The sequence below is a fragment of the Pseudonocardia terrae genome (assembly GCF_021343995.1).
Taxonomy (GTDB): Bacteria; Actinomycetota; Actinomycetes; order Mycobacteriales; family Pseudonocardiaceae; genus Pseudonocardia; species Pseudonocardia terrae.
On sequence record NZ_JAJTTE010000029.1, the window covers coordinates 36,037 to 57,643 of the forward strand.

At 72.7% G+C, this 21,607-nt stretch carries 21 protein-coding genes; 5 read left to right on the forward strand and 16 right to left on the reverse strand.

Annotated features, from left to right (window positions below; all coding sequences use genetic code 11):
• Window positions 1–13 precede the first annotated feature (13 nt).
• A complete protein-coding gene (locus LWC33_RS19885) occupies window positions 14–1,798 on the reverse strand; it encodes a 3-hydroxyacyl-CoA dehydrogenase family protein (RefSeq protein ID WP_233305920.1) in 1,785 nt (594 codons plus the stop codon).
• Window positions 1,799–1,907: 109 nt separating this feature from the next.
• Window positions 1,908–3,401: an aldehyde dehydrogenase family protein gene (locus LWC33_RS19890; protein ID WP_233305921.1), complete on the reverse strand. Its 1,494-nt coding sequence runs from the start codon at window positions 3,399–3,401 to the stop codon at window positions 1,908–1,910.
• A 236-nt stretch (window positions 3,402–3,637) separates the two neighbouring features.
• Here LWC33_RS19890 and LWC33_RS19895 point away from each other — a divergent pair, with 236 nt between their 5' ends.
• The gene (locus tag LWC33_RS19895; RefSeq protein ID WP_233305922.1) at window positions 3,638–4,294 is read left to right on the forward strand and encodes a TetR/AcrR family transcriptional regulator; all 657 of its coding nucleotides are present in this window, start codon (window positions 3,638–3,640) and stop codon (window positions 4,292–4,294) included.
• Here the strand turns inward: LWC33_RS19895 and nucS are convergent.
• Window positions 4,256–4,915 carry an endonuclease NucS gene (gene nucS, locus LWC33_RS19900; protein ID WP_233305923.1) on the reverse strand — a complete coding sequence of 220 codons (660 nt, stop codon included), beginning with the start codon at window positions 4,913–4,915 and terminating at the stop codon, window positions 4,256–4,258. The two genes, LWC33_RS19895 and nucS, sit on opposite strands and share 39 nt — an antisense overlap.
• A 6-nt stretch (window positions 4,916–4,921) precedes the next feature.
• The gene (locus LWC33_RS19905) at window positions 4,922–5,923 is read right to left on the reverse strand and encodes a helix-turn-helix transcriptional regulator (RefSeq protein ID WP_233305924.1); all 1,002 of its coding nucleotides are present in this window, start codon (window positions 5,921–5,923) and stop codon (window positions 4,922–4,924) included.
• A 32-nt stretch (window positions 5,924–5,955) separates the two neighbouring features.
• On the opposite strand from LWC33_RS19905, the gene LWC33_RS19910 reads away from it, so the two are divergent.
• Complete coding sequence (locus tag LWC33_RS19910) at window positions 5,956–6,489, forward strand: NUDIX domain-containing protein (RefSeq protein WP_233305925.1); 534 nt, start codon at window positions 5,956–5,958, stop codon at window positions 6,487–6,489.
• 154 nt (window positions 6,490–6,643) lie between these two features.
• Here LWC33_RS19910 and LWC33_RS19915 read toward each other — a convergent pair whose 3' ends face one another.
• Both LWC33_RS19915 and LWC33_RS19920 read right to left on the reverse strand, forming a co-directional pair.
• Complete coding sequence (locus LWC33_RS19915) at window positions 6,644–7,882, reverse strand: cytochrome P450 family protein (protein WP_233305926.1); 1,239 nt, start codon at window positions 7,880–7,882, stop codon at window positions 6,644–6,646.
• A 5-nt stretch (window positions 7,883–7,887) separates the two neighbouring features.
• Window positions 7,888–8,604 carry a TetR/AcrR family transcriptional regulator gene (locus LWC33_RS19920; protein ID WP_233305927.1) on the reverse strand — a complete coding sequence of 239 codons (717 nt, stop codon included), beginning with the start codon at window positions 8,602–8,604 and terminating at the stop codon, window positions 7,888–7,890.
• A gap of 49 nt (window positions 8,605–8,653) precedes the next feature.
• On the opposite strand from LWC33_RS19920, the gene LWC33_RS19925 reads away from it, so the two are divergent.
• Both LWC33_RS19925 and LWC33_RS19930 read left to right on the forward strand, forming a co-directional pair.
• Window positions 8,654–9,424, forward strand: a complete 771-nt coding sequence (locus LWC33_RS19925) for an enoyl-CoA hydratase-related protein (RefSeq protein ID WP_233305928.1) — start codon at window positions 8,654–8,656, stop codon at window positions 9,422–9,424.
• Between the two features lie 22 nt (window positions 9,425–9,446).
• On the forward strand, window positions 9,447–10,334 hold the full coding sequence (locus LWC33_RS19930) for a transporter substrate-binding domain-containing protein (RefSeq protein WP_233305929.1): 888 nt from the start codon (window positions 9,447–9,449) through the stop codon (window positions 10,332–10,334).
• Window positions 10,335–10,348: 14 nt separating this feature from the next.
• Here the strand turns inward: LWC33_RS19930 and LWC33_RS19935 are convergent, their stop codons facing one another.
• From LWC33_RS19935 to ehuB, 4 genes are read right to left on the reverse strand one after another with little or no spacing between them, the layout of a single operon-like run.
• Window positions 10,349–11,110 (reverse strand): amino acid ABC transporter ATP-binding protein, encoded by a 762-nt coding sequence (locus LWC33_RS19935; RefSeq protein WP_233305972.1) that lies wholly within the window; start codon window positions 11,108–11,110, stop codon window positions 10,349–10,351.
• Between the two features lie 49 nt (window positions 11,111–11,159).
• Window positions 11,160–11,816, reverse strand: a complete 657-nt coding sequence (gene ehuD, locus LWC33_RS19940; protein WP_233305930.1) for an ectoine/hydroxyectoine ABC transporter permease subunit EhuD — start codon at window positions 11,814–11,816, stop codon at window positions 11,160–11,162.
• Window positions 11,816–12,529 carry an ectoine/hydroxyectoine ABC transporter permease subunit EhuC gene (ehuC, locus tag LWC33_RS19945; protein ID WP_233305931.1) on the reverse strand — a complete coding sequence of 238 codons (714 nt, stop codon included), beginning with the start codon at window positions 12,527–12,529 and terminating at the stop codon, window positions 11,816–11,818. The genes ehuD and ehuC overlap by 1 nt, the downstream gene beginning before the upstream one ends.
• 19 nt (window positions 12,530–12,548) lie before the next feature.
• Window positions 12,549–13,460, reverse strand: coding sequence for an ectoine/hydroxyectoine ABC transporter substrate-binding protein EhuB (gene ehuB, locus LWC33_RS19950; protein ID WP_233305932.1), 912 nt, complete (start codon window positions 13,458–13,460; stop codon window positions 12,549–12,551).
• A 254-nt stretch (window positions 13,461–13,714) separates the two neighbouring features.
• Between ehuB and LWC33_RS19955 the strand changes: the two genes are divergently transcribed.
• The gene (locus tag LWC33_RS19955; protein WP_233305933.1) at window positions 13,715–14,911 is read left to right on the forward strand and encodes a coiled-coil domain-containing protein; all 1,197 of its coding nucleotides are present in this window, start codon (window positions 13,715–13,717) and stop codon (window positions 14,909–14,911) included.
• 604 nt (window positions 14,912–15,515) lie between these two features.
• Here LWC33_RS19955 and LWC33_RS19960 read toward each other — a convergent pair.
• The 6 genes from LWC33_RS19960 to LWC33_RS19985 form a co-directional block, all read right to left on the reverse strand.
• On the reverse strand, window positions 15,516–17,534 hold the full coding sequence (locus tag LWC33_RS19960; RefSeq protein ID WP_233305934.1) for an ethylmalonyl-CoA mutase: 2,019 nt from the start codon (window positions 17,532–17,534) through the stop codon (window positions 15,516–15,518).
• Window positions 17,535–17,706: 172 nt separating this feature from the next.
• A complete protein-coding gene (locus LWC33_RS19965) occupies window positions 17,707–18,690 on the reverse strand; it encodes a DUF1206 domain-containing protein (protein ID WP_233305935.1) in 984 nt (327 codons plus the stop codon).
• 117 nt (window positions 18,691–18,807) lie between these two features.
• Entirely contained in the window at window positions 18,808–20,076 is a 1,269-nt protein-coding gene (gene murA, locus LWC33_RS19970; protein ID WP_233305936.1) for a UDP-N-acetylglucosamine 1-carboxyvinyltransferase, read from the reverse strand.
• A 26-nt stretch (window positions 20,077–20,102) separates the two neighbouring features.
• Entirely contained in the window at window positions 20,103–20,684 is a 582-nt protein-coding gene (locus LWC33_RS19975; protein WP_233305937.1) for a cob(I)yrinic acid a,c-diamide adenosyltransferase, read from the reverse strand.
• A 55-nt stretch (window positions 20,685–20,739) separates the two neighbouring features.
• Window positions 20,740–21,177, reverse strand: coding sequence for a DUF2550 domain-containing protein (locus tag LWC33_RS19980; RefSeq protein WP_233305938.1), 438 nt, complete (start codon window positions 21,175–21,177; stop codon window positions 20,740–20,742).
• A gap of 33 nt (window positions 21,178–21,210) precedes the next feature.
• Window positions 21,211–21,603 (reverse strand): F0F1 ATP synthase subunit epsilon, encoded by a 393-nt coding sequence (locus tag LWC33_RS19985; RefSeq protein ID WP_233305939.1) that lies wholly within the window; start codon window positions 21,601–21,603, stop codon window positions 21,211–21,213.
• Between the last annotated feature and the right edge of the window lie 4 nt (window positions 21,604–21,607).

The window sequence follows — 21,607 nt, forward strand, 5'->3', positions numbered from 1 at the left end:
GCGGGGTCACAGCTCAGCGTGCGGTGTAGTCCCGGAAGCCCTGCCCGGTCTTGCGGCCGAGCCGGCCGGCCGTGACCAGGTGCTCGAGCAGCGGGGCGGGGGCGAAGCCGGACTGGCGGAACTCGGAGAACAGCGACTTCTCGATGGCGAGCGACACGTCCAGGCCGACCACGTCGAGCAGCTCGAACGGCCCCATCGGCAGCGCACAGCCCGTCTTCATGGCCGCGTCGATGTCGTCCGCCGTGGCGTAGTGCGCCTCCAGCATCTTCACCGCGTCGTTCAGGTACGGGAACAGCAGCGCGTTGACGATGAACCCGGCCCGGTCCCCGCAGGACACCGGCACCTTCGTGAGCTTCTGGCAGAGCGCCAGCGCGGTGGCCGCCACCTCCGGCGCGGTGCTGATCGTGGACACCACCTCGACCAGCTTCATCACCGGCGCCGGGTTGAAGAAGTGCAGCCCGATCACGTCGGCGGGGCGCTGGGTCGCCGCGGCGCACTCCACCACCGGCAGCGACGACGTCGTGGTCGCCAGGATCGCGCCCGGCTTGCAGATCTCGTCGAGCGCGCCGAACACGGCCCGCTTGACCTCGAGCTCCTCGGCGATGGCCTCGACGACGAGGTCGACGTCGGCGAAGTCCTCCAGCGAGGTGGTGCCGGTGATCCGGCCGAGCGTGGCGTCCCGCTCCTCCTCGGTGAGCCTGCCGCGCACCACGGCCTTGTCCAGCGCCTTGCGGATGCCGCCGATCGACGCCTCGACCTTCGAGTCGCTGCGCCCCCGGACCACCACGTCGAACCCGGCCTGCGCGAACACCTGGACGATGCCGCTGGCCATGGTGCCCGTGCCGACCACGCCGACCCGCTGGACCTCGCGCGTCGGGACGTCCTCGGGGACGACGGAGCCCGGGGTCAGCGCGTCGGGCACGATCTTGCTGCTGTGCGGCTTCTCGTAGGTGTAGAAGCCGCGGCCGCTCTTCCGGCCCAGCAGGCCCGCGGTGATCATCTGCTTGAAGACCGGCGCCGGGGCGTGCATGAGGTTGCGCGACTGCGCGTACATCGTCTCGAGGATCTCGTACGCGGTGTCGAGGCCGATGAGGTCGAGCAGCGCGAGCGGGCCCATCGGGTAGCCGCAGCCGTAGCGCATGGCGGCGTCGAGGTCCTCGCGGCTCGCGTAGCGCGACTCGTACATCCGCGCGGCATGGTTGAGGTAGCCGAAGAGCAGCGCGTTGGCGATGAACCCGGCGCGGTCGCCGATCACGACCGGCACCTTGTCCAGCGTGGCGGCGAAGGCCTGGAGGTCCTCGACCACGTCCGGCTCGGTGACGACCGTGCGCACCAGCTCGACCAGCTTCTGCACCGGCGCCGGGTTGAAGAAGTGCATCCCGACGACCTTGCCCGGGCGGGCGGTGCGCACGGACAGCTCGGTGACCGACAGCGACGACGTGTTCGACGCCAGGATCGTCTCCGGGCCGACGTGCTTGTCCACCTCGGCGAACACCGACGCCTTGAGCTGCAGCGACTCCGGGACCGCCTCGACGACGAGGTCGCACGGGGCCAGGTCGGCCAGCGACGTGGTCGTGGTGATCCGGCCGAGCAGCTCGCCCGCCTGCTCCTCGGTGAGCTTGCCGCGCTCGATCGCCCGCTTCGTCGAGGTCTCCAGGTGCGCCTTCCCGCGCTCGACGGCGGCCGCGTCCACCTCGGCGGCGATCACGTCCAGGCCGTTGCGGGCGAACACCTCCACGATGCCCGCACCCATCGTGCCCAGGCCGACCACACCGACCGTCCGGAACTCGCGTGCCACGCCGTTACCTCCCGCTGCCTCGAGGGTCTCTACCGAGCGGTAATCCTCTCATCCCCCGTTGTTTGGTAACCCACGCATGAGGCCGGGAACACCCCTCCGGACGGAGGGTCTACCGGCCGTGACGTGCCCGGACGAGCCCCATCAGGGTGCCCATGTGCGTGGCGGTGCGGGTGAAGCTGGTGACCGGGACGGGCAGCGCGAACCGCTGCCGGGCCACCGCCTGGGGGCGGGTGAACTCACGCAGGCCGTCCTCGCCGTGGATGCGTCCGAAGCCCGAGTCGCCGACCCCGCCGAACGGCAGCGACGGGATGCCCGCGAAGGCGATCACACCGTTGACGCTCACCATGCCGCAGCGCAGGCTCTCGGCGATCCGCTCGCCCTCCTTCGCCGAGCCGGTGAACACGCTGGCGCCCAGGCCGTAGCCGGTGCCGTTGGCCCGCCGGACCGCCTCGGCGACGTCCGGAACCCGGTTGACGACGACCAGCGGGCCGAAGGTCTCCTCGGTGACGGCGGAGGAGTCCTCCGGCACGTCGACGATCACGACCGGCTCCACGAACGGCGGCCGCACCGAGTCCTCGCCACCGACGACCGCCCGGCCGCCCTTCTCCAGCGCGTCGCGCACGTGCCGGCGGACGACCTCGGTCTGCGACGCCATCGTCATCGGGCCGAACTGGGTGCCCGCCCGCAGCGCCCGTGCCTTGGCCACGAGCGCCGCCGTGAACTCCTCGGCGACGGACTCGACGACGTACACCCGCTCGACACCGACGCACGTCTGGCCGGCGTTGGACATCCCGCCCCACACCGCGGCGTCGGCGGCGGCCTCGACGTCGGCGCCCGCGTCGACGATCAGCGCGTCCTTGCCACCGCACTCGATGAGGACCGGGGTGAGGGTCTCGGCGCAGGAGGCCATGACCCGCTTGCCGGTGGCCGTCGAGCCGGTGAAGGCGATCTTGCCGACGCCCGGGGCGCGGCAGAGCGCCGCGCCCGTCTCGCCGAACCCGGTCACCACCTCCAGCAGCACCGTCTCCGGCACGGCGTCGGCGAGGGTGCGGGCGAGGATCGCGCCGACGCCCGGGGTGAGCTCGCTCGGCTTGAACACGACGGCGTTGCCCGCGGCCAGCGCGTAGGCGATCGAGCCCATCGGGGTGAACACCGGGTAGTTCCACGGCCCGATCACGCCCACGACCCCGATCGGCGGGTAGCCCAGCGTGGCGGACTGGTTGGCGCCCAGCATGCCCGGCGACACCTTCCGCCGGCCAAGCGTCTTCTTCGCGTGCTTGGCTGCCCAGTCGACGTGGTCCACGGCGAGCACGAGCTCGAGCCGGGCGTCGTCGAGGGGCTTGCCGGTCTCGGCGGCGACCACGCCCGCGACCTCGTCCAGCCGCGCGACCAGCGCCTTCTTCCAGGCCAGCAGGCGCTCGCGGCGGCCGCTGAAGCCGAGCCCCCGCCACCACCGCGCGGCCTCCTCGGCCCGGGCGACCGCGGCGAGCACGTCGGCCTCGCCGTGGACCGGGTGGGTGCCGACGACCTCGCCGGTCCGCGGGTCGAGCGAGTCGAAGGTGTCGGTGCTGGTGCTGGCCGGAGCCTCGGTGCTGGCGGTCACGTCGGTCAGGGTAGGGCGGGCGCGAGGGGCCGCGTGTGCCTCCGGCGACCCGGGCGGACCATCGCCGACGGCCGGGTCCGGGACGGGACGCGGCGCTGCGCGGACCCCTCCTCCGCACAGGGCCGCGCCCTCGGTCCGCGCTCGGGACACGGGTCCCGGTGAACCCGCGCGGAGGGGAAACCTATAACGCGTTCCAGGTACTCCACAACGCGAATGCGCTGGGCTAACCTCCGGCGATGACCGAGAGGCGGCCCGGGCGGCGCGAGGAGCGCAACGCGGAGACGCGCCGGGCCATCCTGCGCGCCGCCGAGGAGCTGTTCTCGGCCCAGGGCTGGCAGGGCACCCGGATCACCGAGGTCGCCGCGCGGGCCGGCGTCGCCACCGCCACCTGCTACAACCACTTCGGCAGCAAGCACGCCCTGATCGGGCACCTCTTCGCGCCGCGCATCGCCGAGGCCGTCGCGCGGGTGAAGGACCGGATCGTCGCCGGCGCGCAGGCGCACGAGATCGTCCGGGTCGCCGTCGGCGAGATGGTCCTGATGTTGACGGCCCGGCGTACGCTCACGTTCGCCCTGTTCGCGGCGCTGCAGGAGGACGCGATCCGCAGCGACGGGCCGCCCCACGGTCCGGATGACGTCCGCGTGATCGCACAGATCCCGCTGATCCTGGAGACGGCGCTGCGGCACGCCTCCGACGTGCTCGGGCTGGACCTCGACGCCGACCGGACCGCCCGCTACCACACCAACGCCCTGCTCCTGCAGGTCCTGACCCGGCCGGACTCGACCGCGGGCGACCTCCGCGACTTCACGCTGCTCCAGCTGCGTGGGGCGCTGGTCCCGCCCTACGAGGAGACCTCAGAAGAGGCGGAGGTCCTTCGGGTCGAGGCCCCGTAGCGCGTCGTAGTCCACGGTCACGCAGCGGATGCCGCGGTCCTCGGCGAGGGTGCGCGCCTGCGGCTTGATCTGCTGTGCCGCGAACACCCCGGCCACCGGCCCGAGCAGCGGGTCGCGGTTCATCAGCTCCAGGTAGCGGGTCAGCTGCTCGACGCCGTCGATCTCCCCGCGCCGCTTGACCTCCACCGCCACGTGCCCGCCCGCGGTGTCGCGGCAGAGCAGGTCGACCGGGCCGATCGCCGTCATGTACTCGCGGCGGACCAGCGTCCAGCCCTCGCCGAAGGTCTCCGGGTGCGCCGCCAGCAGCTCCTGCAGGTGCGCCTCGACGCCGTCCTTCACCAGGCCAGGGTCCACGCCCAGCTCGTGCGAAGAGTCGTGGAGCACCTCGTCGATGGTGATGACCAGCGACTCGTCGGCCTTGTTGCGGACCGTCCAGACACCCGGTTCCTCGCTGAGCCAGCACGGCGGGCTCATCCAGTTGAGCGGCTTGTAGGCGCGGTCGTCGGCGTGCACGCTGACCGATCCGTCGGCCTTGACCAGCAGCAGCCGCGGGGCCATCGGCAGGTGTGCGGTGAGCCGGCCGACGTAGTCCACCTGGCAGCGGGCGATGACGAGGCGCACGGGCCGTCACCCTAGAGGTGCGTTGCGCTCGGCCAGCGCCCGCCCGTGCTCGGCGAGTCGCGCCCGCAGCTCCGGCGGCTCCAGCGCCTCCACCTCCCCGCCCAGCGCGACGAGCTGCCCGGCGGCGACCTGCAGCGACTCGACGTCGAGCAGCACCTCACGCCAGCCGTCGTCGTCGGGCTCGCCGGCGGCGGCGACGGCGGCGTGCGCGGCGTCCGGATCGGTGACGTGCGGCAGCCCTCGCAACCCGGCCGGCGAGACCCGGATCCGCACCTTCTCCCGCAGCATCGCCGCGGCGAACCGGGCGGCCGACTCCGCCCACCACGCCGGCAGGTCGAAGTCCTCCGGCCGTGCGAAGGTCGCGTCGAGCGGCACGGCCTCGGCGATCCGGGCGGCCCGGTAGGTGCGGACGTCGCCGTCGACCCCGGCCACGAGGTACCAGACGCCGGCCTTGAGCACGAGCCCGAGCGGCTCGACCTCGCGGTGCACGGAGGCGGAGCTTGCGGAGCCGACCCTCGATCCTGCGTGCGGTCCGTAGGCGATCCGGACCCGGCGCTGCTCCCACAGCGCCTCGGCGAGCACGGCGAGGTGGGTGACCTCGGCGGGGTTCTGGAACCAGCCCGGGGCGTCGAGGTGCACCCGTTCGGCGACGACGCGAGCGTGGGCGCGCAGCTCCTCCGGCAGCGTCGCGAGGATCTTCGCCTGGGCCCCGGCCAGCGCGGTGCCGAGGCCGAGCTCGGCGAGCAGCTGCGGCGCGCCCAGGGTGAGCATGGCCGCGGCCTCGCGGGAGGTCAGCCCGTCGAGCCGGGTCCGCCAGCCGTCGACGAGCCGGATCCCGCCGCCCGGCCCGGGCTCGGTCCAGATCGGCACGCCCACCTCGCTCAGCGAGGCGACGTCCCGGTAGATCGTCCGTTCGGACACCTCGAGCTCCGCGGCCAGCTCGGCCGCCGTGGCCGCGCGGCGCCGCTGCAGCACGAAGAGCAGGGCCATCAGCCGGGACGCGCGCACGGCTCGATCGTCGCAGGTGGGAGGCTGACCGTGTGGAGACCCTCTCGACCCGGCAGGTCTACGCGAACAACTGGATGACCGTCCGCGAGGACGCCGTCCGCCGCCCCGACGGCTCGGACGGCGTCTACGGCGTCATCGACAAGCCCACCTACGCCCTGGTGATCCCCCGCGACGGCGACCGGCTGCACCTCGTGGAGCAGTTCCGCTACCCGATCGGTCTGCGGCGCTGGGAGTTCCCGGCGGGCACCGCGCCCGACCGCGCCGCCCAGGACCCCGCCGAGCTGGCCGTGCGCGAGCTGGTCGAGGAGACCGGGCTGCGGGCGGGCCGGATGGAGAAGATCGGCACGCTCGACGTCGCCCCCGGCATGTCCAGCCAGCGCGGCCATGTCTACCTCGCCACCGACCTCACCGAGGGCGAGGCGCAGCGCGAGCACACCGAGCAGGACATGCGGCAGGCGTGGTTCACGATCACCGAGTTCGAGGCCATGATCGCGGGCGGCGAGATCACCGACGCCCAGTCCATCGCGGCCTACCAACTGCTGCAGCTCCGCGACCGCCGACCCTGACACCGCAGTGTGGAGCCATGACGCACGAACCGACGCTGTGAGGTCGCGTTGTGGAACCATGACGCGCTGGCTCAGGCTCTCGAATCGCGTCATGGAACCATGACGCGCACAGGGACGGCCTGAGATCGCGTTATGGCTCCTTGGTGCGCCGGTGTCAGAGGCGGACGGGGAGGGCGGTCAGGCGGCGGGAGCCCGGGACCGGCTGCCACACCAGCTCCTCCGGCGGCACGGCGAGCTCGAGCGACGGGAACCGGGTGAACAACGCCCGCAGCGCCACCTCGCCCTCCTGCCGGGCCAGGGCGGCGCCGAGGCAGTAGTGCGCGCCGTGGCCGAACCCGACGTGCCCCTCGCCCCGCTCGGCCCGCCGCCCGACGTCGATCGTCTCCGGGTCGTCGAACTCGCGCGGGTCGCCGTTGGCGGACAGCAGGACCGGCTGTACGGCGGCGCCGGCCGGGATCTGCACCCCGCCGATCTCGACCGGTTCGGTCGCGTACCGCACGCGGACCAGGCTGACCGGGCCCCACAGGCGCATGAGCTCGTTGACCGCGCTCGGCCACAGGTCGGGCTCGGCCTGCAGCCGGGCCAGCTGGCCGGGGTGGCTCAGCAGGGCGGCCACCGAGTTCGCGATCAGGTGCGCGGTCGTCTCGTGCCCCGCGAAGACCAGGGAGAGGACCATCGTGACCAGCTCGAACTCCGACAGCCGGTCCCCGTCCTCCTCCTGGGCGCGCAGCATGGCACCGAGCAGGTCGTCGGCCGGCTCGGCGCGGCGCCGGGCGACCAGGTCGTGGATGTGGTCCACGGTCGCCCGGAGGGCCCCGGGGACGCGCTCGGGGTCGGCCGAGACCAGCTCCCGGCCCCAGACGTGCCAGTTCGGCCGGTCCGCCTCCGGGATCCCGACGAGCTCGCAGATCACCGTGATGGGCAGCGGGTAGGCGTAGGCCTCGACGAGGTCGACCGGCTGCTCCGCGACCGCCAGCTCCTCGAGCAACCCCGCGGTGATCTCCTCGACGCGCGGCCGCAGGTCGCCGACGCGGCGCACCGTGAACGCCCGGGAGACGAGCTTGCGCAGCCGCGTGTGGTCGGCGCCGTCGGCGTCGATCACGCTCCGGGTCATGTACTCCGCGAGATCGGGCGTGATCCCGATGGCGGCCATCAGCTCCTTGCGCGGGTCCCGGCCACCCGCGACGTCCGCGGGGTCGTTCACGAACCGCGGGTCGCCCAGCACGGCGCGGACGTCGGCGTAGCGGGTCACGAGCCAGAGCGGCGTCTCGTCCCCACCCAGCCCGAACCGGCTGCGCAACACGGGTGCCTGCTCGCGCAGGCGGCCGAACGCGTTCCAGGGGTCGGCGAGGAGCTCCGGGTCGGTGAGGGCGGGTGCGTCGAGCACGGCCATGGTGGTCACCTGGTTTCGCTCAGGGTGGGCATGTCGTCGAGCAGTGAGCGGAAGAGCGCGGCGCACTCCGCCGCGCACTCGCGCGTGAGCGGTGCGCCCGGGATCTCCAGGGCGCTCCGCAGGGCGTGTTCGAGCAGGTCGGCACGCGCGTCCGGGTCGGTGGGACCCGGTGTGGACGGCATGCCGTCGAGGAAGAAGAAGCCGGTCGTGACGGCGGAGAACAGGTGCATCTGCGCGTCGATCGGCAGGTCGGTGGGCATCCGGCCCGCCTCGCGCACGAGCGAGAACCAGCGCCGGCCCACCTCGGTGCGCCGGGCCGTGAGGCCGCCCAGCGCCTCGGCCGCCTCGTGCGCGAGCCGGCCCAGCACCTCCGGGTCGCCGAGGTAGAGCGGCCGGGTGACCGGGTCGTCGAGCAGTTCGCGGTAGATCGAGCGGACGGCCCGCGCGGGCAGCGCCTCGGCGGGATCGGCCTCCATCCGGTCCGCCATGCCCGCGGTCACGGTGCGGTGGCTGCGCATCAGGACGGCGAGGAACAGCGCCTCCTTGGTGCGGAAGTGCAGGTAGACCGTGCCCTTCCCGATCCCTGCCCGGCGGGCGACCTCGTCGATCGTCACGCGCTGGTAGCCCCACCGGACCAGCAGATCGGCCGCGGCGTCGAGGAGCCGGTCCTCCCGTGACTCGGCCCCCGTTGACCCGGTGACTGAAAGTGCCGATCCGGTCATGCGGTCACGGTAGACCCCTTACCCCCGGTCGTCCAGCTACCGTGAACCCATGGGTTACGAGCACCTCCTGGTCAAGGAGGACGGGGAGACCGTCCGCATCACGATGAACCGGCCGGAGCGCCGCAACGCCCTCTCCGAGGACCACCTCCGCGAGCTGCTCGACGCCTTCGAGACCGCCGGCAGCAGCGCCGCGACCGGGATCGTGCTCGGGGCCGAGGGCAAGGCCTTCTCGGCGGGGCACGACTTCGCCGACGTCGCCGCGCGGGACCTCAAGGGCGTCCGCGAGCTGCTCACCCTGTGCACCGAGCTGATGCAGACCATCCAGGCGGTGCCGCAGGTGGTGGTCGCGAAGGTGCAGGCGATCGCGACGGCGGCCGGCTGCCAGCTCGTCGCCACGTGCGACCTCGCCGTCGCGGCCGAGTCCGCCGCCTTCGCGCTGCCCGGCGGCAAGGGCGGCTGGTTCTGCCACACCCCGGCGGTCCCGGTGGCGCGCAACGTCGGCCGCAAGCGGCTGATGGAGCTGGCCCTGACCGGCGACCCGATCGACGCCCGCACCGCCGCCGACTGGGGCCTGGTCAACTACGTCGTGCCCGACGCCGAGCTCGACGCCCGGACCGAGGCGCTGCTCGCCCGCGCGACCCGCGGCAGCCGGTTCGGCAAGGAGGTCGGCAAGCAGACGCTCTACGCGCAGCTCGACCGCCCGGAGGCCGACGCCTACGCGATCGCCGTCGAGGTCATGGCCGCGATGTCGCAGTCCGCAGGGGCGAAGGAGGGCATGGCGTCGTTCCTCGAGAAGCGGCACCCCGTCTGGCCGGATTGACCGCCCACTAGTCTTCGGCGCGATGCACCTGGTCTCCCGACGATCGCTGCTCGCCGGGGCGGCCGCGCTCGGGGGCGCCGCCGCGCTGGCGGGCTGTGGGTCGCGCGCGGCCTCGGCACTGGAGCGCATGCGGGCCGACGGCGTGGCCCGCATCGGGATCGCCGGCGAGCGCCCCTACGGCTTCTCGGCCGCCGACGGCTCGGTCACCGGTGAGGGACCCGAGGTGGCACGGGCCGTCCTCGCCGGGCTCGGGGTCGGCGGGATCGAGGCGATCCAGGTCCCCTTCGCCGGCCTGCTCGACGGCCTGCTGGCCGAGCAGTTCGACATCGTCGCCGCAGGCACCACGATCACCCCGAAACGCTGCGCGCGCGTCGCGTTCTCCCGCCCGGACTTCCTGGCCCCCGTGGCCTTCCTCGTCCCGGCGGGCAACCCGCACGGCATCCGGACCTTCGACGGCGTGCGACGTGCGGGCATCACCCTCGGCGTGCTGACCGGGTCGGCGGAGCAGGAGTACGCGCTCTCGGCCGGCGTCCCGGCGGAGGCGGTCCGCACCTACGACGGGCAGAGCACCCTGTTCCGGGCCGTCGCGGGCGGAGAAGTCCCCGCCGCCGCCCTGACCCGCATCTCGCTGCTCGACGAGCTGGCCCGCAACCCGGGCACGCCGCTGCAGGTCACCCCGGGCGTCGCCGCGACGGTCGACGGCGACGGCCGGCGGAGCTACCCGGTGGGCGCCTTCGCCTTCCGCCCCGGTGACGCCGACCTGCGCACGGCCTTCGACGCCGGCCTGGCCGAGCTGCAGGCCTCGGGTCGCTGGCTCGACGTCGTGCGGCCCTTCGGGTTCGGCGCCGAGAACGTCCCGCCCGCCGACCTCACCACCGAGGCGATCTGCGCGGGCAACCCGAGCGTGTGAGCGCCGCCCGCGGGTCAGTGGTCGAGTACCGCCTGCAGGAAGTCCTTGGTGCGTTGGTGGTCCGGGTCCGTGAAGAGCTTGTCCGGGGGCGCGTCCTCCAGCACCCGACCACCGTCGAACATCATCACGCGGTCCGAGAAGTCCCGCGCGAAGCCCATCTCGTGGGTCACGCAGAGGATCGTGATGTCGGTGGTGTCGCCGATGTCCTGCAACAGCTTCAGCACCCCGGTGACGAGCTCGGGGTCCAGCGCCGAGGTCACCTCGTCGAGGAGCAGGACGTCCGGCCGCATGGCCAGCGCCCGGGCGATCGCCACACGCTGCTGCTGCCCACCCGAGAGCTGGGTCGGGTGCGCGTCGATCTTCTCCTTCAGCCCCACGAGGTCCAGCAGCTCCTCGGCGCGCGAGTTCGCCTCGTCCTTCGAGAGCCCGAGCACCCGCGTCGGGCCCTCGACCAGGTTGCCGCGCACCGTCATGTTCGGGAACAGGTTGAACTGCTGGAAGACCATCCCGATGTGCTTGCGGACGTCGCGCAGGTACTTCTCCCGCGGCGGGCCCAGCGTGCCGCTGCGCAGCTCGTGGGAGAGGTAGCGTCCGCCCACCGAGATCGTGCCCTCGTCGAGCTGCTCCAGGGTCATGAGCAGGCGCAGGATCGTCGTCTTGCCCGAGCCGGACGGGCCGATCAGCGTGACGTGCTCGCCCGGCGCCACGGTGAAGCTCAGGTCCTTGAGCACGACGTTCGTGCCGAAGCGCTTCTCCACGCCGTCGAACACGATCATCGGCTCGGTCGTCGGCTCGGTCATCGGCTCGGTCGTCGACTCGGTGGTGTCAGGCGGCGGCACGGCGGCGCTCCAGTCGTCGGACCAGCATGGACGCCGGGTAGCTCAGCAGCAGGAACAACAGGCCGGCGATGGTGTAGGGCTCGGTGTAGCGGAAGGTCAGGGAACCGATCTCGCGGGCCTCGTTGACGACCTCGACCACGCCGATCGCCAGCAGCAGCGGGACCTCCTTGAACATGGAGATCACGTAGTTGCCCAGCGCCGGCAGCACGCGCGGGACCGCCTGGGGCAGGATGACGCCGGTCCACACCCGCAGGCGCGGCAGGGACAGTGCCGTGCACGCCTCCCACTGCCCCTTCGGGATCGCGTCGATGCCCGCGCGGTACACCTCGGAGGTGTAGGTCGCGTAGTGGATCCCGAGCCCGACGACGCCGACCACGAACGCGCTGAGGGTGATCCCGAACTGGGGCAGCACGAAGAACAGGAAGAAGACCTGCACCAGCAGCGGGGTCGAGCGCACGACCTCGATGAAGGCCCACAACACCTGGTCGAGCACGGGGATGTGCAGCCGTCGCAGCACCGCGAACACCAGCCCGAGCAGGAGCGCGACCACCGAGCCGAGCAGCGTGATCTCGATCGTCGTGACCAGCGCCAGGACCAGGTCGGGCAGGATGTCGAACGCGTAGTTCCAGTCCCAGAGCGGCATCAGGACGCCACCCCCGCGGTGGCCTTCGCCGCCAGCCGCGCCGCGCGGGAGGGCCGGCGGCCCAGCCGCGCCGAGGCCGCGCGCTCCAGCAGGCGCATGCCGAGGGTGATCAGGGCGGCGAGGATCAGGTAGATCACGAACGTCACGCCGAAGATCAGCAGCGTGTCCGAGCCGTAGTTCGGGATCAGCACCTCCCGGGCCTGGCGGGTCACCTCGGGCACGGTGATCAGGGCGAGGATCGCCGTCGACTTCAGCAGCTGGATGAACAGGTTGTTGAAGGGCGGCAGCATCTCCACGAAGGCCTGCGGGAAGATCACGCGCCGCATCCGCTGCGCCGGCGACAGGCTGAGCGCTATCGCACCCTCGTACTGGGCCCGCGGCACGGACTGGATGGCGCCGCGCACGATCTCGGCGCCGTACGCCCCGTGGTTGAGCCCCAGCACCACGATGCCGGCGAAGAGCGGCAGCAGCTGGAAGCCCACCAGCACGGGCAGTACGAAGTAGATCCAGAACAGCTGGACCACCTCGGACGTGCCGCGGAAGCCCTCCACGTACACCCGGGTCACGCCCCGCGCCGTGCGCGACGGCGAGAGCAGCAGCAGGCCCGCGCCGAACGACAGCACGATCGTCAGCAGGACGCCCCCGAGCGTCGCGATCACGGTCTCGGGTATGCCGTCCCCGAGGACGGAGACGATCTGCGGGAGGTTGTCCACCGTGGCCCCGTGCCGACGCTCAGGCGGCCGCGCAGAGCTTCTCGGTCGTGACGTCCGGCCCCGGGAGATTGTCCTGGCTGAACCCGAACGGCTGGACGATCTGCAGCCACTGCCCGCTCTGGTGCAGCTTCGTCAGCTCGGTGTTGAAGGCGTTGACGAAGTCGGTGTCCGCCTTGCGGAACACGAAGGCGCCCGCGGAGACCGTCTGCTTGCCGTCGATGGTGGGGAAGAAGCCCTTCGTCACCTCGACGTTCGCGCCCGGGTTCTTGGAGACGACGTCGTTGAGCGAGATGTTCGTCAGCGCGGCCGCGTCGGCCCGGTCCGAGGTCACGGCCTGCAGCAGCGTGTTCTGCGAGTCGAAGACCTGGATCTGGCCGTCCGGCACGCCGCTCTTCTGGGCGTACCCCTGCTCGACGGCGCCGCTGAGGACCGCGAGCCGGAGGTTCTTGTTCTTGATGTCCTCGAAGGTGGCCACGCCGTCGGGGTTGCCCTTCGGCACGAGGAAGGCCGTCGGCGCGGTGTAGTCCGGGGTGGAGAAGGCCGCGCTCTGGCAGCGCTGGGGGTTGATGAACATGCCCGCGGTGACCATGTCGAACTGGTTGGCGTTCAGCGCGGGAATGAGCGAGCCGAAGTCCACCGTGGTCGCCTGGAGGTCGTTGATCCCCAGGTTCTTCAGCACCGCGCGACCGACCTCGACGGACTCCCCGGTGACCTTGCCGGTGCTGTCGGTGAATCCGTACGGCGCCTCGTTGGCGATACCCACCTTGATCGTGCCGGCGGACTTCGCGCGGTCGAGCGTGCCGCCCGCGCCGGAACCACCGGTGCTGGTCTGCGTGCAGGCCGACAGCAGCACCGGGCCGCCGATGGCGACGGCGCCCGCGATCGCACTGCGGCGGAAGAACTCTCGGCGGGTCCAGGCGGATCCGGACATGGCAGGCACCCTTTCGGCTGTCGACGTCGTCGTCTCGAGCTGGCCGGCCCGGGCACACCCCCTGCGCCGGTGACCGGCAACGGAGATCGAACCTAGGTGGTCGATCAGGTGGTCACACACGGTCGTTACGCGACTGTGACGAACGGCCACCATGTGCACCGTTCGTCGAGCCCGGTGGTCGCGCAGAGTGACCGGTCCGGCACACGGACGTACGCGACCCGGCCGGGGCCGCGCCGATACGGGAGGATCACCGCATGGCACTTCGCATCGCGGGTCTGCCCGTCCCGGGCCCCTCGGACCTGCTCGACGGGGCGCGGGCCGTCGCCGAGTGGACGGGCGGGGCGGTCGGCGTCGCGGCCGGGCTGCCGGAGCGGACCGTCGGGCTGCTCGACGAGGTCTCGGCCCTGCTCGCCCGGGTCAACGACATCGCGGGCCGGGTCGAGGGCCTGCTGGACCGCGTCGACGGTGTCGCCGACCGGGCCGACGGACTGATCGGCCGGGTCGACCGGGTTGCCGGCACGGCGGAGGGACTGATCGCGCGGGTCGACCGCACCGCCGCCGACGCGACCGCGCTCATCACCCGGGTCGCCACGACCGCGTCCGACGCCGAGGGGCTCGTCTCGAGCGTCCGTGCGGTGGCCGACGAGGCCGAGGGGTTGATCGCGGGGGTCCGCGGCACCGCAGGCACGGCCGACGAGCTGATCACGCGAGTCGCCGGCACCGCCGAGTCGGCCGAGAAGCTGCTCGGCCAGGTCGGGGTCACCGCCGAGTCCGCCCAGGAGCTCATCTCCCGCGTCTCCGGCACCGCCGGGTCCGCCGAAGAACTCATCACGCGCGTGTCCGGGACGGCGGCTTCGGCCGACGAGCTCATCACCCGGGTCTCCGGTACGGCGAGTTCCGCCGAGGAGCTGATCACGCGGGTGACCACGACCGCGACGTCGGCGGAGGATCTCGTCGCGCGGGTCGGCGGCGTGGCGGCCGACGCGGAGCGCATCGTCGCCTCTGCCGGCTCGGTCGCCGAGGACGCCCGCACGATCGTCGCCGGCGCGGGCTCGGTCGCCGACGACGCCTCCGGCCTGGTCCAGCGCGCGGCCGGCGTGGCCGACCGCGCCGACAGGCTCGTCGGGGACGCCTCCGGCCTCAGCGACCAGGCGGGCGCGCTGCTCGCGACCTACCGTCCCATCGCGGAGCGGGCCGCGCCGCTGGCCAGGAGGTTCGTGGACGAGTTCTCCGAGGAGGAGCTGTACGCCGCGATCCGCATGGTCGACCAGCTCCCGGCGCTCACCGAGCACCTGGAGTCGGACATCATGCCGATCCTCGCCACCCTCGACCGGGTCGGCCCGGACGTCCACGAGCTGCTCGAGGAGCTCAAGGGCGTGCGGCAGGCCATCAACGGCATCCCCGGCTTCAGCTTCTTCCGCCGCCGCGGCGAGGAGCGCGACGAGGCCTGACGCGACACCCCACCCGCCCGCAGCACTCCCCGGCCGCGGACCGCGCTCCCTTGTCGCGGCGGCGCGCCGCCGCTCCCGGTGATGGCACCAGGCCGGGTCTGTCCCACACTCCATCGAGCGCGGCACACCCGTCCAAGCCCGCCCTCACACCCGCGGCGTTCGCCGCACAGGTCGTCGACGGACTGTACCCGGCCCGACCGGGTGTGCGAGGTCCCGGCCGGCGAGCCGGGCCGTTCGATGCCGCATTCCGACAGGCATGCAGGCGGGCCGGCCCTCGAACCAGCGACCAGCTGCTCACGCACGCGTTCGGGCCGCCCACACCCCGTCGACCGGATGTGTCGCGCCCACTCCGGATGTGCCGCACGGCCGCAGCGGATGTGGTGCGCCACTGCAGATGTGCGCGTCCGCCTGCGACACGTGCCGCCGTGGACGAGAGGCGTCCAGCTGCTGGCCACCGGCCGCTGCAGATGGGCGGCGCCCGGCCGGTATGCGCCATGAGAACCACCGCCCGCACCAGGCGTCGCCGCGGACATCCGTGAGCACGAGCCGGGCGGGCGGGGCCTCGGTCCGCGAGGCTGACCCCGCCCGGATCGCGATCATGGGCTCAGTCCAGCCCGTGCTCCCGGCGGACGAGGGAGACGATCTCGTCCATCATCTCGGTGAGCTGGTAGTCCTTCGGCGTGAATACGGCGGCGACGCCCTTGTCCTTGAGTGCCTTCGCGTCCTCGGCGGGGATGATGCCGCCGACGATCACCGGGACGTCGTCGGCGCCCTGGGCCCGCAGGCCCTCGACGACCGCCGGCACGACCTCGAGGTGCGAGCCGGACAGCACCGACAACCCGACCACGTGCACGCCCTCCTGCACCGCGGCCGCGACGATCTGTGCCGGGGTGAGGCGGATGCCCTGGTAGACGACCTCGAAGCCGACGTCGCGGGCCCGCACGGCGACCTGCTCGGCGCCGTTGGAGTGCCCGTCGAGGCCCGGCTTGCCCACGAGCATGCGCAGCCGCGACCCCAGCTCCTCGCCGGTCGCCCGGACCCGCTCGCGCACCTCTGCGATCTCCACGGCCGCCTCCCCCGAAGCGACGGCCGCCGACACCCCGGTCGGCGCCCGGAACTCCCCGAACACCTCGCGCAGCGCCCCGGCCCACTCGCCGGTGGTGACGCCCGCCTTCGCGCAGTCGATCGAGACCTGCATGAGGTTCTCGTCGGTCTTCGCCGCGTCCTGCAGCTTCTTCAGCGCCTCCGACACGGCGCCCTGGTCCCGCGAGGCCCGCCACTCCCGGATCGCGGCGATCGCGGCGGCCTCGGTCTCCGGGTCGACGGTCTCGATCGACGCCGCGCCCTCGGCCTGCAGCGGGCTGGGCTCGGTGGTGTCGAACTTGTTGACCCCGACGACGATCTCCTCGCCGGACTCGATGCGCCGCCGCCGCCCGGCGAGCGAGCTGACCAGCTCGCCCTTCATATAGCCGTTCTCGACGGCCGCGACCGCCCCGCCCATCTCCTGGACGCGGTCGATCTCGGCCTGCGCGGCCTCGGCCAGCTCGGTGACCTTCGCCTCGACGACGCGCGACCCCTCGAACAGGTCCTCGTACTCGAGCAGGTCGGTCTCGTACGCGAGCACCTGCTGCATGCGCAGCGCCCACTGCTGGTCCCACGGGCGCGGCAGGCCGAGCGCCTCGTTCCACGCGGGCAGCTGGATCGCGCGGGCGCGGGCGTCCTTCGAGAGGGTCACCGCGAGCATCTCCAGCACGATCCGCTGGACGTTGTTCTCCGGCTGGGCCTCGGTGAGCCCCAGCGAGTTGACCTGCACGCCGTAGCGCAGCCGCCGCTGCTTGGGGTTCTCCACGCCGTAGCGCTCGCGGGTGATCGTGTCCCACAGCCTGCCGAGGGCGCGCAGCTTGCACATCTCCTCGACGAACCGCAGCCCGGCGTTGACGAAGAACGAGATCCGCCCGACGACGTCGCCGAACCGCTCCGGCGGCACCTGACCGGAGTCGCGCACGGAGTCCAGCACCGCGATGGCGGTGGACAGCGAGTACGCGAGCTCCTGCGCCGGCGTGGCGCCCGCCTCCTGCAGGTGGTAGCTGCAGATGTTGATCGGGTTCCACTTCGGGATCTCGGTGACCGACCAGGCCACCATATCCGTGATCAGCCGCAGGCTCGGGGCCGGCGGGAACACGTACGTCCCGCGGGACAGGTACTCCTTGACGATGTCGTTCTGCGTGGTGCCGGCGAGCTTCGCGCGCACCTCGGCGTGGTCCAGCCCGGAGGCCTCGGCCTGCTCCTCGGCGACCGCGACGTAGAGCGCGAGCAGCCACATCGCCGGGGCGTTGATCGTCATCGAGGTGTTGGCCTCGGCGACCGGGATGCCGTCGAAGAGCGTGCGCATGTCGCCGATGTGGCTGACCGGCACGCCGACCTTGCCGACCTCACCCTTGGCGAGTTCGTCGTCGGGGTCGTAGCCGGTCTGCGTCGGCAGGTCGAACGCGACGGACAGACCCGTCTGCCCCTTGGCGAGGTTGCGCCGGTAGAGCGCGTTGGACTTCTCCGCCGACGAGTGACCGGCGTAGGTCCGGATCACCCAGGGGCGGTCGCGCTCTCGATCGGTCGGGTACGGCACCGGACACCTCCACGTCTCGCCACGCCAGCGGGGACCCCCGGATCGTACTGGCCGGTAGCCTCCGCCACCCCAGTCGACCGGGCCTCGTCACACCTGTCTGAGTGGAAAAGTACGCGACGTGCGCGGAAAAGTACGCATCCGAGGTGGCGGCCCGTCCGATCGGACGGGCCCCTCAGACCCGGTGGTACTTCGCGTCGAAGAAGCAGAAGACGCCGTAGGCCGCGATCCCCAGGGCCACCAGAGTGAGCAGGACGACGCCGAAGGGCTGGCCGGCGAGCGTCTTCAGCGCGCTGTCGAGGCCGTTGGCCTTGGCCGGGTCGAAGGTGACGGCCGCGGACACGATCAGCACGCCCAGCACCCCGATCGCGAATCCCTTCGCGACGTAGCCGACCTGCCCGGTGCGCTCGTCGAGCTTCCGCGCCTGCGGCTGGACGCCGGCGAGGTCCTGGTCCTCGGTGAACTTCTTCTTCGCGCCGTGCCAGATCATCACCGCGCCACCGATCACCACACCGACGCCGACGATCCCGACGAGGATCTGCCCGCCGGGCAGGCCGAGCACGCCCGCCGTGGCCTTGCTGCCCCCGCCGCCCTGCGCGCTCCCCTGCACCGCGGCGCGCACGGTGAGGACGGCCAGCGCGGCGTAGACGACGGCCTGACCGGCGCTGGTCAGGCGCTTGACCAGCTTCTTCTTGCCGTCGTCGACGTAGCCGAAGCCGAACAGCGCGGTGGAGATCCGCCAGATCATCACGGCCACGAACCCGAGGAACAGCACCCAGAGCAGCACGCGCCCGAAGGGCTGCTGCGCGAGCGTGGTGACCGCGCCGCTCTGGTCGGCCTCCCCGCCGCCGCCGAACGCGACCTGCAACGCGAGCCACGCGATGAGCAGGTGCAGCACACCGTGGGCGGCGATCCCGACCCGCGCCCCCTTGCGCACGGGCTCACTGCGGGCGGCCTTCGCGGCCTGCCGGTGCGCCCCGCGGGCCGCGGTGCCGACGGACCCGGCGACCTCGCCCACCTTCTCGCCGACGCCGCCGGAGGACGTGCCGACCGACGTGCTGTCCGCCGTGCCGTCCCGGTCCGACGGCCCGTCCGGACTCCGCCCCGCCGCGTGCCTGCGCGACAGGCGGGACGAACGGTCCGGGCTGACGTCGGTCATGGGGACACCTCCGGCGGTCACGCATCCGGGTGAGGACTCACCCGAGGTGACGCGGACTGTCGCACGCCGGGAGGGATCCGGCATCTCGGACTGCTCCGACAGGAGGAGCCGGCGCTGCTACCGCTCGGGGTCGGCCGCCACCCGCCGGATGTCCGCGCCCAGCGAGACCAGGTTCTCGACGAACCGCGGGTAGCCCCGGTCGATGTGGTCGACGTCCCAGACCTCGGTCACCCCCTCGGCGCACAGCCCGGCGAGAACGAGCCCGGCGCCGGCCCGGATGTCGCTCGCCCACACCGGGGCGCTGGAGAGCCGCTCCACCCCGCGGACGACGGCGTGGTGGCCGTCCGTGCGGGCGTCGGCCCCGAGCCGGACCATCTCGTCGACGAACCGGAAGCGCGCCTCGAAGACGTTCTCGGTGATCATCGAGGTGCCGTCGGCCACCGCGGACAACGCGATCGCCATGGGCTGCAGGTCCGTGGCGAAGCCCGGGTACGGCAGCGTCACGAAGTCGACGGCCCGGGGCCGGCCGGACATCGCCACGGAGAACTCGTCGATGCCGGCGCGGGTCTCCGCACCCGCGCTGCGCAGCTTGTCCAGGACCAGCTCGAGGTGGTGCGGGTCGACCCCGCGGACGGTGACCTCACCACGGGTCATCACCGCGGCGAACGCCCAGGTGGCGCCCACGATCCGGTCGCCGATCACGCGGTGGGTGGTCGGCTGCAGGCCGGGGACGCCGTGCACGGTCAGCGTCGACGAGCCGACGCCCTCGAGCTTCGCGCCCATCTGCTGCAGCATCACGCACAGGTCGACGATCTCGGGCTCGCGCGCGGCGTTGTCGATGACGGTGGTGCCCTCGGCCAGCACGGCGGCCATGAGGATGTTCTCGGTGGCGCCGACGCTCGGGAAGTCCAGCCAGATCTGCGCGCCGTGGAGGTCGTCGGCCTGGGCGACGACGCGGCCGTGCTCGATCTCCGTGGTCGCGCCCAGCTTGCGCAACCCGTTGGCGTGCATGTCCAGCGGGCGCGACCCGATGGCGTCGCCACCCGGCAGCGGGACGACCGCCTTGCGGCAGCGCGCCACGAGCGGCCCCAGCACGCACACCGAGGCGCGCAGGCGCGACACCGAGCGGTAGTCCGCCTGAGCACCCGGCTCGGCCGGCACGTCGATGGTGACCCGGTCCCCCGCGACCTCGACCGTGCAGCCGAGGCTGCGCAGCACGTCCGCCATGAGCGGGACGTCGAGGATCTCCGGGCAGTTCGTGATGGTGGTCGTGCCCTCGGCCAGCAGCGCCGCCGCCATCAGCTTCAGCACGCTGTTCTTGGCCCCGACGACGTCGACCGTCCCGGACAGCCGGGCCCCGCCGCGGACCGCGAAATGCTCCGTCACGACGCCCGACGGTATCGGCTCGCGGCTCAGCTGCCGCCCTCGGGCCCACCCGGCTGCCAGAGCACGTCGCCGTCCGGGTTCGCGGCGCGGCACAGGATGAACAGCAGGTCGGAGAGCCGGTTGAGGTACTTGGCCGTGAGCGGGTTCGTCCGCTCGGGGTCCGTCTCGAGGAGCGCCCAGACGCTGCGCTCCGCCCGCCGCGCGACCGTGCGGGCCACGTGCAGGTAGGCGGCGCCGGGCGTGCCGCCGGGGAGGATGAACGACGCGAGCTTGGGCAACTCGGCGTTGAACTCGTCGCACCAGCCCTCGAGTCGCGTGACGTACTTCTCGTCGATCCGCAGCGGCGGGTACTCGGGGTCCGGGACGACCGGCGCGCACAGGTCCGCCCCGACGTCGAACAGGTCGTTCTGCACCTGCCGCAGCGGCACCAGGAGCCGCTCCTCGAGCTGCCCGACGGTGACGGCGACGCCGACGGCCGCGTTGCACTCGTCCGTGTCGGCGTAGGCCGCGAGCCGGCGGTCGGTCTTCGGGACGCGGCTGAAGTCGCCGAGCGCGGTGGTCCCGTCGTCCCCGGTCTTGGTGTAGATCCTGGTCAGGTGCACGGCCATGGACCGAGCCTAGCCGCCGTCGCCCGTGCGGGCCCCGGCCCGAAGGGCAGGCCGCTCAGCTGGCCTGCCGGTAGCCCGTCCGCCCGGGCGGGGTGGCCTCGAGCCAGGCCAGGAAGCCGGTGAGGACGTCGTCGGACATGGCCAGCTCGACGTCCTCGCCGTGGTCACGGCACCGCAGCACCGCGGTGGCGTAGGGGATGGCGAAGGACTCCTCGGGCCGCGGGGCCCGCCGGTCGACGATCTCGACCCGGGTGCGGTCGATGGCCGCGGTCGGCCCCACCCGGAAGCTGGTGAGCCGGTACCAGGCGAACTCGTCCCCCCGGTAGCGCCCGACGCCGAAGTGCCAGTCCGTAACGGCGAAGCGGCGGCGCAGACACAGGTCCACGCCGCCGCCCCGCATGAGTCGCACCCGCCGTACGGCGAGCCAGCCCAGCAGCAGACAGACGAGCACCAGCAGCACGACCCCGACCACGATCGCCACGGTCTCGGTCACTGCTGCGTCGACGCTCCCGCCTGCTGCCCGGGCCTACTGCCCCGCCGAGGCGGACTCGGCCGCCTGCAGCCGTACCTCGGCCCGCTTGTGCGCCGCCGCACCCTCGGCGTCCGACGTGTCCGCGCGGTCGAGCGCCGCCCGGGCACGGCTGACGTCGATCTCCTCGGCCAGCTCGGCGAACTCGGCGAGGATCGACACACCCGCCGGGGTGACCGACAGGAAGCCGCCGTGCACCGCCACCGTGAGGGAGGCGCTGTCGATCGGGTCGATCCGGACGACGCCCGCCTCCTCCAGCTGCGCGAGCGTGAACTCGTGGCCGGGCAGGATGCCGATCTCGCCCTCGGTGGTGCGGGCGAGGACGAAGCTCGCCTTGCCCGACCAGAGCCGCCGCTCGACCGCGACGAGCTCCACGGTCATCTCAGCCATACGC

Coding starts and splice junctions, on each gene's coding strand:
- LWC33_RS19895 (WP_233305922.1), top strand. CDS start 3,638: ATGACCGAGAGGCGGCCCGGGCGGCGCGAGGAGCGCAACGCGGAGACG.
- LWC33_RS19915 (WP_233305926.1), bottom strand. CDS start 7,882: ATGGCCGTGCTCGACGCACCCGCCCTCACCGACCCGGAGCTCCTCGCC.
- LWC33_RS19920 (WP_233305927.1), bottom strand. CDS start 8,604: ATGACCGGATCGGCACTTTCAGTCACCGGGTCAACGGGGGCCGAGTCA.
- LWC33_RS19925 (WP_233305928.1), top strand. CDS start 8,654: ATGGGTTACGAGCACCTCCTGGTCAAGGAGGACGGGGAGACCGTCCGC.
- LWC33_RS19930 (WP_233305929.1), top strand. CDS start 9,447: ATGCACCTGGTCTCCCGACGATCGCTGCTCGCCGGGGCGGCCGCGCTC.
- LWC33_RS19935 (WP_233305972.1), bottom strand. CDS start 11,110: ATGATCGTGTTCGACGGCGTGGAGAAGCGCTTCGGCACGAACGTCGTG.
- ehuD (WP_233305930.1), bottom strand. CDS start 11,816: ATGCCGCTCTGGGACTGGAACTACGCGTTCGACATCCTGCCCGACCTG.
- ehuB (WP_233305932.1), bottom strand. CDS start 13,460: ATGTCCGGATCCGCCTGGACCCGCCGAGAGTTCTTCCGCCGCAGTGCG.
- LWC33_RS19955 (WP_233305933.1), top strand. CDS start 13,715: ATGGCACTTCGCATCGCGGGTCTGCCCGTCCCGGGCCCCTCGGACCTG.
- LWC33_RS19965 (WP_233305935.1), bottom strand. CDS start 18,690: ATGACCGACGTCAGCCCGGACCGTTCGTCCCGCCTGTCGCGCAGGCAC.
- LWC33_RS19975 (WP_233305937.1), bottom strand. CDS start 20,684: ATGGCCGTGCACCTGACCAGGATCTACACCAAGACCGGGGACGACGGG.
- LWC33_RS19985 (WP_233305939.1), bottom strand. CDS start 21,603: ATGGCTGAGATGACCGTGGAGCTCGTCGCGGTCGAGCGGCGGCTCTGG.